11 protein-coding genes are annotated in these 12,200 nt (G+C 69.1%); 5 read left to right on the top strand and 6 right to left on the bottom strand.

The genetic code is table 11. The features are described from left to right. Positions 1–2 precede the first annotated feature (2 nt). The 3 genes from OD750_RS25695 to OD750_RS25685 are packed head-to-tail and all read right to left on the bottom strand — an operon-like array spanning position 3 to position 2,337. Positions 3–506: a TRAP transporter small permease gene (locus OD750_RS25695; RefSeq protein ID WP_263543564.1), complete on the bottom strand. Its 504-nt coding sequence runs from the start codon at positions 504–506 to the stop codon at positions 3–5. An 8-nt stretch (positions 507–514) separates the two neighbouring features. After that, a complete protein-coding gene (locus OD750_RS25690) occupies positions 515–1,492 on the bottom strand; it encodes a TRAP transporter substrate-binding protein (RefSeq protein WP_263543563.1) in 978 nt (325 codons plus the stop codon). Next, positions 1,486–2,337, bottom strand: coding sequence for a 2-keto-4-pentenoate hydratase (locus OD750_RS25685; protein WP_263543562.1), 852 nt, complete (start codon positions 2,335–2,337; stop codon positions 1,486–1,488). The genes OD750_RS25690 and OD750_RS25685 overlap by 7 nt, the downstream gene beginning before the upstream one ends. A 187-nt stretch (positions 2,338–2,524) precedes the next feature. Here OD750_RS25685 and OD750_RS25680 point away from each other — a divergent pair, with 187 nt between their 5' ends. Then, positions 2,525–3,859, top strand: coding sequence for a pectate lyase family protein (locus OD750_RS25680; RefSeq protein WP_263543561.1), 1,335 nt, complete (start codon positions 2,525–2,527; stop codon positions 3,857–3,859). 136 nt (positions 3,860–3,995) lie between these two features. Here the strand turns inward: OD750_RS25680 and OD750_RS25675 are convergent, their stop codons facing one another. Both OD750_RS25675 and OD750_RS25670 read right to left on the bottom strand, forming a co-directional pair. After that, positions 3,996–5,090, bottom strand: a complete 1,095-nt coding sequence (locus tag OD750_RS25675) for a pectinesterase family protein (RefSeq protein ID WP_263543560.1) — start codon at positions 5,088–5,090, stop codon at positions 3,996–3,998. Between the two features lie 28 nt (positions 5,091–5,118). After that, the gene (locus tag OD750_RS25670) at positions 5,119–7,950 is read right to left on the bottom strand and encodes a TonB-dependent receptor (protein ID WP_272842165.1); all 2,832 of its coding nucleotides are present in this window, start codon (positions 7,948–7,950) and stop codon (positions 5,119–5,121) included. 375 nt (positions 7,951–8,325) lie between these two features. Here OD750_RS25670 and OD750_RS25665 point away from each other — a divergent pair, with 375 nt between their 5' ends. Further along, complete coding sequence (locus OD750_RS25665) at positions 8,326–9,333, top strand: sugar kinase (protein WP_263543558.1); 1,008 nt, start codon at positions 8,326–8,328, stop codon at positions 9,331–9,333. 19 nt (positions 9,334–9,352) lie between these two features. Here the strand turns inward: OD750_RS25665 and OD750_RS25660 are convergent, their stop codons facing one another. Then, on the bottom strand, positions 9,353–9,709 hold the full coding sequence (locus tag OD750_RS25660) for a VOC family protein (RefSeq protein ID WP_263543557.1): 357 nt from the start codon (positions 9,707–9,709) through the stop codon (positions 9,353–9,355). A 196-nt stretch (positions 9,710–9,905) separates the two neighbouring features. On the opposite strand from OD750_RS25660, the gene OD750_RS25655 reads away from it, so the two are divergent. From OD750_RS25655 to OD750_RS25645, 3 genes are read left to right on the top strand one after another with little or no spacing between them, the layout of a single operon-like run. After that, a complete protein-coding gene (locus OD750_RS25655; RefSeq protein WP_263543556.1) occupies positions 9,906–10,583 on the top strand; it encodes a response regulator transcription factor in 678 nt (225 codons plus the stop codon). Next, positions 10,564–11,952, top strand: coding sequence for a sensor histidine kinase (locus tag OD750_RS25650; protein WP_263543555.1), 1,389 nt, complete (start codon positions 10,564–10,566; stop codon positions 11,950–11,952). Before OD750_RS25655 ends, OD750_RS25650 begins: the two co-directional genes overlap by 20 nt. After that, positions 11,949–12,119, top strand: a complete 171-nt coding sequence (locus tag OD750_RS25645; RefSeq protein ID WP_263543554.1) for a hypothetical protein — start codon at positions 11,949–11,951, stop codon at positions 12,117–12,119. The genes OD750_RS25650 and OD750_RS25645 overlap by 4 nt, the downstream gene beginning before the upstream one ends. Positions 12,120–12,200: the final 81 nt, after the last annotated feature.

Genomic DNA, 12,200 nt, shown 5'->3' with positions numbered 1-12,200 from the left:
GCTCAGTGCGCCTCCGTGGCGGTCGGACGCAGCGCGAGCACGAGCCGCTCGATCGCGAACACGCACATCAGCGCGCCGCCGACGCTCATCGGCAGGAACGCCGCGCTCTGCGGCAACCGCGTACCGGCCATCGCGATGCTCCAGCCGTCGACGAGGAGTTCGACGCCCCACGCCGCGATCACGGCGCCCAGTGCGGCGATCACGAGGATCGCGAACACCTCGAGCGCCCGCGCGACCGGCGGCGGCGCCGCGTGCGCGAGCATGAAGAAACCGAAATGCGATTTGAGGCGCACGCCGGCCGCGGCGCCGAGGCTCATCGCGGTGTTGAGCAGAAACAGTGCGACCGGCTCGGTCCAGCCCGGCGAATCGTTCAGCACGTAGCGCGCGAACACCTGCCAGGCCTCGACCGCGGCCATCGCGACGAGCGCGGCGCCCGCCGTGAGCAAGGCTGAACGCGCGAGCGCGGCGAGCGCCGGGTGACCCGGCATCGGATTGTCTGTCTGCATGTCGCCCCTCAAGCCAGGTCGCGGATGCCGCGATAGAGTTTGTCGACGAGCGCGTCGCCGCGGCGCCGTTCGAGTACCGGCTGCGCCGCGCGGACGAACGCGTCGCGATCGACCTCGTTCGCGGTCACGCCGTGTTCGAGCACGAAGCGGCGCGACGCCTCTTCCGACGTATCCCACAGCCCGCGCATGTACCCGACCGAGCGGTTAGCGACGTCGACGAGGCGGTCGCGGTCGTCCGGCGCGAGCGCGTCGTACGTGCGGCGCGACAGCAACAGCGCGTCGGGCGCGAACGAGTGGCCGGTCTGCGACCAGTGGCGCGCGACTTCGAACTGGCGCGTCGTGTGGAAACTTTGCCAATTGTTTTCCGCGCCGTCGATCAGATGCGTCTGCAGCGCCGAATACGCCTCGCCGTAGGGCAGCGGCGTCGGGTTCGCGCCGAGCGTGCGCACGAGGTCCATGAAGATGTCCGACGGCGGCACGCGGATCTTGAGGCCGTGCAGGTCGGCGGGTTCGCGAATTGCACGCTTCGTGTTGTAGAAGCAGCGCTGGCCGGCGTCGTAGATGGCAAGGCCCACGAGATCGCGCTTGGCGAATGCATCGAGGATTTCGCGGCCGACCGCGCCGTCGATCGCGCGGCGCATGTGCGCGGTCGAGTCGAACACGTAAGGCAGCGCGAGCACCTGCGTCGCCGGAAACGGATTGTTCAGCGCGCCGATGTTCACGCGCACGATGTCGAGCGCGCCGAAGCGCGCGAGATCGACCGCGTCGGATTCGCGGCCGAGCTGGCCGGAGTGATAGAGCTTTACCGACAGCCGTCCGTCGGTCTCGCGCGCGAGCGTCTCGCCGATGAAGCGCAGCGCCTCGACCGTGGGATAGCCCGGCGTGTGCACGTCGGTCGCGGTCAGCGCGCGCGCCGCGGGCGCGCCGAACGCGGCGCCGCCGGCGGCGGCGAGTGTGGCGCCGATGAAGGCGCGGCGCGTCAGCATGCGGTATCTCTCCGGTCGGTCATGGCCTCGCTCGCGGCGGCGGGAACGGCGCGGCACGCGATGCGGCCGTGCGCGCCGAAGTCGATCAGTGCGGCTTCGCCCGCCACGATATCGTGGATGCCGGTCGCCGCGCCCGTGGTGACGAGATCGCCCGCCCGCAGCGGCCGCCCGCGGCGCGCGTTGCGCGACAGCGCGAACGCGAGCGCCGCGAGCGGCCCGCCGGCGATGCTCGCCGCGCCGCCGCGACCGACTTCGCGGCCTTCGACGGCGACGCTGCAAACGAGTTCGGCCGCATCGCGTCGACGCCAGTCGGCGATCGCAGCGCCGAGGATCAGACCCGCGTTGTTGCCGAAATCGCTGACGACCACCGCCGGCCCCAGCTCGTTGATCGTCGCGAGCGGACTGCCGGCGAGTTCGACGCCGACGTGCAGCGCGTCGGCGAGCGCGGCGGCCTCGTCGGGCGTCCAGTCGGTCTTGCCGGCCGGCGCGTCGGCACCGAGGCGGAACACGTATTCGGCTTCGACGGCCGCGAAACCGCCGACGAACACCGGCACGTCGAGCACGTCGCCGCTCGCGGCGTACACCGCGCTCGCGAAGATCGGCCCGACCAGGCGTTCGTCGCCGCCGGGCTCGCGCCGCTCGGGCGCGATGTAGCCGACTTTCCAGCCGGCGACACGGTCGGGCCACAAGGCGATCGCCGCGTCCTGACACCGGTAGCCAAAATCGATGCCCGGCGGCAGCGCGCCGGGAAAGCCCGGCAGCGCGACGCCGGCGCGACGCGCCGCGACGAAGCGCGTTGCGATCGAAACGTGAGTATCGGCGCCGTTTTCGGCGGATGGCTGCATACCGGAACCTCGTATCGGGTGGCGTTCGCGGGGTGCCGGCACAGCTTGCGGCCGATTGCGAACGACGTCGGTTGCGGTATAAAGGAAACCGGTGTCATACGCAATCTGCGGGTGCAGCAATCGGGGAGGCTCCGTTGCGTACGACGCCGCTTATGCTCTGCCCGACCGCCGCCCTGGAGAACTTGCAGTGATCCGTACGAAATCGTTGCCGTCCGTCGTCCGACTGCTGGGAATCGCCGCGCTCTGCCTCGTCGCGAACGCTGCCGGCGCCGCGCCGCCGCTCGCGTTTCCCGGCGCGCAGGGCTGGGCCGCGCACACGCCGGGCGGCCGCGGCGGCAAGCTGCTGCGCGTGACGACGCTCGCCGCGAGCGGACCGGGTTCGCTGCGAGAGGCGATCGAAACGAAGGGTCCGCGCACGATCGTGTTCGAAGTCGGCGGCGTGTTCGACCTCGAGCGCAGCGAGATCAACATCCAGGAGCCGTTCGTGACGATCGCCGGGCAGACCGCGCCGTCGCCGGGCGTGACGCTGATCCGCGGCGGCATCGACATCTCGACGCACGACGTCGTGATCCGTCACATCCGCGTGCGCGTCGGCGAGGCCGGCGCGGCCAAGCACAGCGGCTGGGGCGTCGATGCGATTTCGACGGTGACGGGCGCGCGCGACGTGATCGTCGATCACTGCTCGCTGACGTGGGCGACCGACGAAAACCTCTCGGCGTCGGGCAAGCGCTTCGTCGGCAAGACGCCGGACGACTGGCGCGAGGCGGTGTCGCACCGCATCACGTTCACGCACAACATCATCGCCGAGGGGCTGGCCGAGTCGACGCACGACAAGGGCGAACATTCCAAGGGTTCGCTGATCCACGACAACGTCACCGACATTCTCATCGCGAACAATCTGTACGCGCACAATTTCGAGCGCAGCCCGCTGTTCAAGGGCGGCGCGCGCGGCCTGCTGATCAACAATCTGATCTACGACCCGGGCCAGCGCGCGGTGCACTACAACCTGATCGACGAGGAATGGGGCGAGCATCCGCGCCAGACCGGTCGCATCGTGATGATCGGCAACGTGATGCGCGCGGGCCCGTCGACGCGCGACCCGCTCGCGCTGGTGATGCTCGGCGGTTCGGGCGATCTCGAGCTCTACGACGAGGACAATCTCGCGCTCGACCGCATCGGCCGGCCGCTGCCGATGCAGGGGCGCTACACGACCGCGCCGGCGAAGATCGTGGCGCTGACGGCGCGGCCGGAACTGCCGTTCGGCGTGAACGTTCTCGGTTCTGGCGCGGTGCAGGACGCGGTGATCGCCGACGTCGGTGCGCGTCCGTGGGATCGCGACCTGCACGATGCGCGCATCGTGGCCGATACGATCGAAGGGCGCGGCAGGATCATCGACAGCGAGAACGAGGTCGGCGGGTATCCGAAATACCCCAAGACGCGGGCGGCGTTCGATCCGCGCGAATGGGATATGGATACGATGCTGCCGAAGAAGGGGTGGCCGGAAAAGAAGCGACCGAAATAGCCGTAGCCCTCTCCCCCGACACCGTCGGGGGAGAGGGTTGGGTGAGGGGGCTACGCATGAAGCTGCATCGACGAACACCATGGCGTCGCCCCCTCACCCCAGCCCTCTCCCCCAAGCAAGCTTGAGGGAGAGGGAGTTACAACACCCAATCGCCCAACACCGACCGCGTTGAAAACAGCGGCACATCTTCTTCGCGCAACCAAGGTCTGCCCTCGCCCCTCGCCGCCCCGGGCCCGCGACTGCCGATCTCCCCCAGCCTCGCCTCCCCCGGCGCGAACATCACGCGACTCCCGTCGCGCGCCGTATACGCCATCGCGTCCCAGCCGGCCGGATCGACGTGCTCGTCCATCCAGCAGTCGACGAATACCGCGCTGCCGCGTACGTTCGGATCGCCGTAACGTCCGTCCACGAACGCGCGCGTCGGCCGCCACGGCCGTCCTAGCGCGACGCTCGCGCGCGGCACCTCGGACTCGCGCTGCAGCCGGCATTCGCGGAACACGAGGCCGTGCGCCTGCGACGCCGGCGTGCTCGGCACCGCGATGTAACCTTGCCGCTCCTTGCCCGGCCGGAATCGCGACACGATCTCGCAGCGCTCGAGCACGCACGTGCCGCCGCCGAACACGAAATCGACGCTGCCGCTGACGCGGCAATCGCGCAGCAGGCTGCGCCCGGCGTCGACGAACAGCGTGTCCTGGTGCCCCGCGAGATCGACGCGCTCGAGCCGCGTGCGATCCGATCCTGCGTCGAGCATCAACGCCACCGCCTGCGCGCCGTTCGAGCCGATCTGCTCGAGCGTCGGCGCGCGCAGATGCGCGAGGTAGTCGAACGCGTTCTCGATCGTGAGGTTCGTCGCGGCGAAACCCGGCGCGCGCACAATCACGCTCGCGCAGCCCCACGTGCCCCAGGGTTCGCCGTCGGGCCGCCGGTGACCCGCCGCCGCGTCATAGCCGATGACGCACGCACGGCGATCGTCGCCGACGAGATGCACGTTCGGCTTGTCGATGACGAGTTTTTCGCGCCAGTAGCCGCGCGCGACACGGATGCGATACGGCCGCGCGCCGTCGGACGGCGCGGCGACGATCGCTGCGGCGATCGTCGCGTACGCCGGGCCTTCGACCGCGTCCGGCGTACGCGTGACGAACGCGTCGAAAACGTCGCGCCGCGTCGCGCGGGCACACGCGCCGAGCGCGAGCGCGGCGGCGGTGCCCGCGACGAATGCGCGGCGGTTCATGCGGTGCGGCGACTGCACATGAGCGGGGTCAGTTTCTGATGCGCACCCCGACGAAGAACTCGCGCCCCGTGTGGTCGTACACCGACGAGCGGTCGCCGAACGCGGAGACCCACTGGTCGTTGTACTCGTCGGTGAGGTTCACGCCCTCGAAGGTGAACTCGACATGGTCGTTCCACTTCCACGTGGCCATGAAGTCGACGTTGGTCGTGCCCTTCGTGCCTTCGACGTCGTTGTTGTTGCGGCCCGGCACCGTCGTGAGATAGCCGCTGCGGTACGCCGTCGAGATGCGCGCGCTGAAGCGTTCCTTTTCGTAATACAGCGTCGCGTTGTACGCGTTCTTCGACAGGCCCGTGAGATCGGTCTTGAGCGACGAGGCGCCGGTCGACGTGACGTACTGGATCTTCGAATCGACCCACGTGTAGTTGACGATCGCGCCGAAGTCGCTCCAGAAACCCGGCAGGAACGTGAACGGCTGCTGCCACGACAGCTCGACGCCGCGCAGCGTGCCGCCCGGCGTGTTCACCGGGATGTTGAACTGGAAGTCGTCGTTCACCGTCGCGCCGGTGCCGTCGAGCAGGCTCGCCGGCAGGCCCGACGTGCTGTAGGGCCGCGTCTCGCGCGACGTCTGCACGAACGATTCGATGTCCTTCTGGAACACCGCCGCGCCGAGCACCGACTCGGGCGCGTAGTACCACTCGAGGCCGAGGTCGTACGTCTTGGCGCGGAACGGATCGAGGAACGGATCGCCGCCGGTCACGACGCGGTTGCCGCCGCTGACCGACACGGTCACGCCGGGCGTGAGATTGCCCAGGCCCGGCCGCGCCATCACCTTCGCGGCGCCGAAGCGCAGCACGAGATCGTCGTTGAGATCCCACGCGAGGTTCAGCGACGGCAGCGTGTCGGTGTAGTCGCGCTCGACGTGCGTGAGCATCGGCGCGCTGTTGATCACGGCGAAGCCGAGCGAGCTCTGCTCGGTCTTGATGCGGCGCACGCCGAAGTTGCCGCGCATCGGGATGCCGAACGTTTCGGCCGTGAAATCGCCCTGCACCCACAGCGCCTTGTCCTGCTCCTTCACGCTGCGGTTGTTGCCGAGCGCGCCGGCCGACGACGGCGACAGGCGGAACGTGCCGTCGTTGCTGTAGATGTTGAAGAGGTTCGCGAACGCGTCGATGTTGGGAATCAGGAACGTCGTGTCGGTGCCGGCCGGCACGTCGAGGTTGTTGCCGAACGTGAGGAGGCGCGTGAGGTCGGCGAGCGTCGTGCCCGCCGGCAGGTTCGGCACGCTCACCTCCGAGGCGCGGCGCATTTCGGTCGTCGCGAACTTGTACGCCTTCCAGTCGAGGCCGCCCTTGAGGCGGAAGCCGTCGGTGATGTCCCAGCCGAAGTCGATCTGCTGCGTCGTGAACAGATTCGCCGTCGTGTTCGGGCGCAGGCGGATTTCCGACAGGCCGTTGGCGAACGTCCACTGGCTCGGATCGCGCACGTCGAAGCCGTAGTCGAAGCGCGGCAGGCGGCTCGATCCGCGGTAGTCCCACACGTAGCCGTCGGCGTTCGCGTGGTCGAGCGTGATCGTCGTCTGGATCGGATTTTCGAAGTCCGAACGCGAATGGCCGACCAGCGCGTTGACGCGGAACGTGTCGGAGAACTCGTGCGTGCCGGTGAGGTTGATCTGCTGGAACTTCGTCGCGAGTTCGTCGTAGCGCGATTCGGAACGCACATCGACGTTGTCGAACACGCCGTAGACGAGGTTGCCGCGAGAGTCGATCTCGCCGTCGCGCACGACCGTCTCGGGCTTGCCGCTCGCGCCGGTGCGGCTGAACGAAATGGCTTCGAGGAAGTTTTCGCTGCGGGTCGCGTCGAATTTCGCGTACATCGCGTCGAGCGAGAACACGGTCTTGTCGGTCGCCTGGAACTGCAGCGAGCCGGTCATGCCGAGACGTTCCTGATCGTGCTCGAGTACGCCGTAGCGCGGGATGCGCGGATGGAACGTCGTCGCGGCGCGGGCGCCGGCGAACGGCGACGACGCGTTGAAGCCGCCGCTGCTCGTGCCGTTGTCCCAGCGCACGCTGCTGGCGCCTTCCTGCGTGAGCTTGCGGTCGCTGTAGGCGATCGAGAACAGCGCGCCGAAACGGCCGTCGAACCAGGTGTTGGTGACGAGCGCCGAGGCGCGCGGATTCGTCTTTTCCGACAGGTCGTTGTAGCCGGCCTGGGCGGAGCTGACGAACGTGAAGCGGTCGAAGTCGAACGGCCGCGGCGTGTGCAGGTCGACGGTCGCGCCGAGCGAGCCTTCCTGGATGTCGGCCGATGCGGTCTTGTGCACTTCGATCTTGTTGAACAATTCCGACGCGAACACGTTGAAGTCGAAGCCGCGGCCGCGGTTGTTGCCGCCGGAGCTGTCGGTGCCGCCGGTCGTCGAGAGACCTTCCATCCCGTTGATGCGCACGCGCGTGAAGTCGGGGCCGAGGCCGCGCACCGAGATGTTGCGGCCTTCGCCGGCGTCGCGCGCGATCGAGATGCCGGGAATGCGCTGCAGCGATTCGGCGAGATTCAGGTCTGGGAACTTGCCGATGTCCTCGGCCATGATGACGTCGGTCTGGCCGGTCGCTTCGCGCTTGGCGTCGAGCGCCTGCACGAGGCTTTGCCGATACGTAACGACCACCTCCTCGAGCCGGTTCTCGGTCGATGCGCCGCCGGCCTGGTCGGCGGGCTGCGCTTGCGCGTCGGTTTCGGCCGCGCCCTGGTCGGGTTGCTGCGGCGCCTGCGCTGCGGCGCGCGGACTCGCGCCGTACAGCGCGAGCAGGATGGCTGTCGAGAGCACGGTCGCGATCGGACCGCCGTTACCGCTGCTGCGAATTCCCACGTTCCCCTCCGTTCTTGGCGCGTAGTGTCGACGGCAAAGCCGTCGCAGGTCATGATGACACCGGTAGCATCTTGAGATATTTATAGGTACTGACACCGGTGGACAAAGAGCCTAGCAAACACCGCGCTGCAGCAACAAGACACATCGAAACCGACCCGAAGAACCGTTTGTGGACACCCAGGATTCGCCACCGACCCACCTGACCGCAACGCCAATCTCCTTTTTCCATCAACCAGTTGCCGACTCAAGCGAAAAAGCGCCGCAACGACTGTCCCGCACCGCGAAAGGGACAATGCGGCGCAACACGGCCGCCGCAAGCGGCGACGCGCGCCGCTCGCGCCCGCGCCTACACTCCCGACATACGAGAGGTCACCCATGCCAAAACGCGTACTCTGCTTCGGCGAACTGCTGCTAAGGCTCGGCGCGCCGCACCGCGAGCTCTTGCTGCAGTCGCCGCAACTCGCCGTGCACGTCGGCGGCGCCGAGGCGAACGTCGCGGTCGCGCTGGCCGCGTTCGGCCATGCGACCGCCGTCGCCGGCACGGTCGCCGACAACGCGCTCGGCCGCCATGCGGCCGGCGAACTGCGCCGCCACGGCGTCGACACGTCGCGACTCGTCCATGCGCCCGGGCGCATGGGCCTGTACTTTCTCGAAACCGGCGCGCTGCAGCGGCCGAGCGAGGTGCTGTACGACCGCGCCGATTCCGCGTTCGCCCGCGCGCGCGCCGCGAGCTACGACTGGCCCGCGCTGCTCGACGGCATCGACCTCCTGCACCTGTCCGGCGTGACGCCGGCGCTCGGCGCCGAGTCGGCACAGGCCGCGATCGATGCGGCCCGCTGCGCCCGCGAGCGCGGCGTCACCGTCGTGTTCGACGGCAACTATCGCGGCAAGCTGTGGCAGGCATGGAACGGCGACGCGCCGGCACTGCTCGGCGAGCTGTTCGCCTGCGCGAACGTCGCGTTCGCCGACCATCGCGACATCGCGATCGTGCTCGGCCGCGCGTTCGACGGCGACGATGCCGACCGCAGGGCTGCCGACGCCGCATTCGCCGCGTTTTCCGGCTTGCACGCCGTCGCGTCGACGCGGCGCACGCAGCACAGCGTCGACCGGCACGAACTGTCGGCGCAGCTGTTCACGCGCGACGCGCGGTTCCACGCGCCGGCCGTGACGCTCGAGGCGATCGTGGATCGCATCGGCGGCGGCGACGCGTTCGCGGCCGGCGTGCTGCACGGACGGCTGTCGGGCTGGAACGACGCGGACAGTCTCGCGTTCGGTCTCGCCGCCGGTTGCCTCAAGCATTCGGTGCCGGGCGATTTTCTCGCACTCGACGCCGCGCGCGTGCAGGCTCTCGTCGGCGAGGCGCGCTACGACGTGCGGCGCTGACGCGCGGCGCCAAGCGCCGCTACCACTCGACGAAGCTGAAGTAGTGCCCGTCGGGATCGCTCACGACGAGCGCGAAACCGCCCGGATAGTCGTGCGGACCCCAGTACGTGCCGGGCGGCATCGCCTCGATGTCGCCCTCGTACGCCGGTATCGCGTCGCCGATGCGCTCGACGAGCGCGTCGACGTTGCAGCGGCCGAACGCGAACTCCTGCGGCGCGATCGGCGCCGGCCGTTCGACGAGCTTCAAGTACACGCCGTCGTCGACGGCGATCTCGGCGACGCTGTCGCGCACGTCCGGCGCACTCGTGAACAGATACGAGTAGAAGTCCGCCGACAGCGCGGCGTTCGTGCAGGGCACGGTGACGGTGATCGGCACGGGCGGTCCGGCGGTGGGTGGGTCGGGGCCGATCGTAGCGGGTCGGCCGCGCACGGCCAATCGGCGTCGCGCCCTTGACGATCGCGCGCTGCGCCCTCATCGCGGCCGATACCCGCCCCCTGCCCGCCCGCGCGTTTGCAACGCGGGCGGCGGCGGGGGACCATTGCGCAACGCCCCGACCGGAAGCCCGCGCCGCATGCCCCGCGTTCTGACCATCGAAGACGACACCGTGACCGCGCGCGAAATCGTCGCGGAACTGACGCGCCGCGGCCTCGCCGTCGACTGGGCCGACAACGGCCGCGTCGGCTTCGAGCGCGCGCGCGACGGCGACTACGACGCGATCACCCTCGACCGCATGCTGCCCGAACTCGACGGCCTCGTGCTCGTCACGCGCCTGCGCGAGGCCGGCGTGCAGACGCCGGTGCTGATGATCAGCGCGCTGTCGGACGTCGACGAGCGCGTGCGCGGCCTGCGCGCGGGCGGCGACGATTACCTCACCAAGCCGTTCAGCCCGGACGAGATGGCCGCGCGCGTCGAGGTGCTGCTGCGCCGCCACGCGCGCACCGAGCGCGACACGATGCTGCGCGTCGCCGACCTCGAACTCGACCTGATCGGCCGCATCGCGCGCCGCGGCGGCGTCGCGCTGGAGCTGCTGCCCACCGAATTCCGTCTGCTCGAATTCCTCGTGCGCCAAGTGGGCCAGGTCGTCACCCGCACGATGATCTTCGAGGCCGTCTGGGGCTATCACTTCGACCCCGGCACGAACGTCATCGAAGTCCACATCGGCCGCCTGCGCAAGAAGATCGACGCGCCCGGCGCCGCCCCGTTGATACGCACCGTTCGCGGATCCGGATATGTCCTTGAAGCCGGCTGACCTCTGGCGCACGAATTCGTCGCGCCTGCTCCTCATCTTCGGCGCGCTGTTCGCGCTGTGGTGCGCCGCGCTGATCGGCGTGATCCAGTGGAACACGACGCGCTATCTGTCGAACATCGTCGATCTGAAACTCGACAACCTGCAGCGCTATTTCACGACGCTCGACCGCGAGCGTCTGCGCGAAGCGATCAAGGCGACCGAAGCGTTCGACCTGCGCGACGTGCTCTCGCACGGCGTGTTCGACCGCAACGGCAAGCTGCTCATGGGCAATCTCGCGAGCATTCCGCCCGAGCTGCCGCTCGACGGCGCCGTGCATCTGCTGACCGACGGCGTGCAGCGCACCTCGGGCTACCACGCGCAGCGCGCGCGCGGCATCGCGGTGTACCTGACCAGCGGCGAGCTGCTCGTACTCGTGCGCGACACGAGCGTGATCGACGCCGTCGGCGCGATCATCTGGCGCGCGATGCTGTTCGGCCTGCCGCTGATCGTCGTGCCGGGCCTGATCGGCGCGCTGCTGCTCAGCCGCGGGCCGCGGCGGCGCGTGCAGGCGATCGAGGCCGCGGTGCAGCCGATCATGCGCGGCGACCTGCGCCGGCGCCTGCCGGTGTCGGGCCACGGCGACGAGCTCGACCTGCTCGCCGGCATCGTCAATACGATGCTCGTGGAAATCGAACGGCTGATGGGCGAGGTCAAGGGCGTGTGCGACAACATCGCGCACGACCTGCGCACGCCGCTGACGCGCCTGCGCGCGCAGCTGCACCGCCTGCAGCTCGAAACGCCGGCCGACGACACGCGCGCCGCGCTGATCGAGCGTACGATCGGCGACGCCGACGCGCTGCTCGACCGCTTCCGCGCGCTGCTGCGCATTTCGGAACTCGAAGACATGCATCGCCGCGCGGGCTTCGCCGAAGTCGACCTCGTCGCGACGCTCAAGCACGTGCGCGAAATCTACGCGCCGCTCGCCGAAGACAAGCAGATCGAATTCGCGCTGGAAACGCCCACCAAGGTACCGGCCGTGCGCGGCGACCCGCATCTCGTGTTCGAGGCGTTGTCGAACCTTGTGGACAATGCGATCAAGTTCACGCCGCCGCAGGGTACGGTGCGCGTGCACACGACGCTCGACGCGAACGGCCCGCGCATCGACGTGATCGACAACGGCCCGGGCATCCGCGCCTGCGACCGCGGCGCGGTCGTGCAGCGCTTCTACCGCGGCGGCACGCAGCCGGCCGAACACGGCCAGGGTCTGGGCCTCGCCATCGTCGCGGCGATCGTGAAGCTGCACAGCTTCGGCCTCGAGATCGGCGAAGGCGACGGCGCCGGCGCGAAGGTGTCGCTGATGTGCTGGCCGCCGGTGGACAAGGCGGCATGACGGACGGCGGCGCGCGCGAACCGCGCGCGCATTCGCAATCGCCGGTTGACAGTGAATTCACCGCAACGCAACAACGCGCCGGCGACCGCGAAAGGCTCGCCGCATTGCGTCGGCTCGACGCGTGCATTCAACGCTTCGGCGCGGTTTTGCGGGCGCTGCAAGTTTAAATAAAACTTCATCGCTCAACCGGGTTGCGAACGCGCGGTGCGACGCATACTAGTGCGACGCACAACAACAGCTACCGGCCT

The organism is Tahibacter soli (genome assembly GCF_025717065.2).
Taxonomy (GTDB): Bacteria; Pseudomonadota; Gammaproteobacteria; order Xanthomonadales; family Rhodanobacteraceae; genus Tahibacter; species Tahibacter soli.
Note: the sequence above shows the minus strand (reverse complement) of the source record. Positions and strands in the feature narration are given on the sequence as shown.

Bases quoted from the DNA above. Each gene is read 5' to 3' on its own strand.
- OD750_RS25695 (WP_263543564.1), bottom strand. From the start codon at position 506: ATGCAGACAGACAATCCGATGCCGGGTCACCCGGCGCTCGCCGCGCTC.
- OD750_RS25690 (WP_263543563.1), bottom strand. From the start codon at position 1,492: ATGCTGACGCGCCGCGCCTTCATCGGCGCCACACTCGCCGCCGCCGGC.
- OD750_RS25685 (WP_263543562.1), bottom strand. From the start codon at position 2,337: ATGCAGCCATCCGCCGAAAACGGCGCCGATACTCACGTTTCGATCGCA.
- OD750_RS25675 (WP_263543560.1), bottom strand. From the start codon at position 5,090: ATGAACCGCCGCGCATTCGTCGCGGGCACCGCCGCCGCGCTCGCGCTC.
- OD750_RS25665 (WP_263543558.1), top strand. From the start codon at position 8,326: ATGCCAAAACGCGTACTCTGCTTCGGCGAACTGCTGCTAAGGCTCGGC.
- OD750_RS25655 (WP_263543556.1), top strand. From the start codon at position 9,906: ATGCCCCGCGTTCTGACCATCGAAGACGACACCGTGACCGCGCGCGAA.
- OD750_RS25650 (WP_263543555.1), top strand. From the start codon at position 10,564: ATGTCCTTGAAGCCGGCTGACCTCTGGCGCACGAATTCGTCGCGCCTG.
- OD750_RS25645 (WP_263543554.1), top strand. From the start codon at position 11,949: ATGACGGACGGCGGCGCGCGCGAACCGCGCGCGCATTCGCAATCGCCG.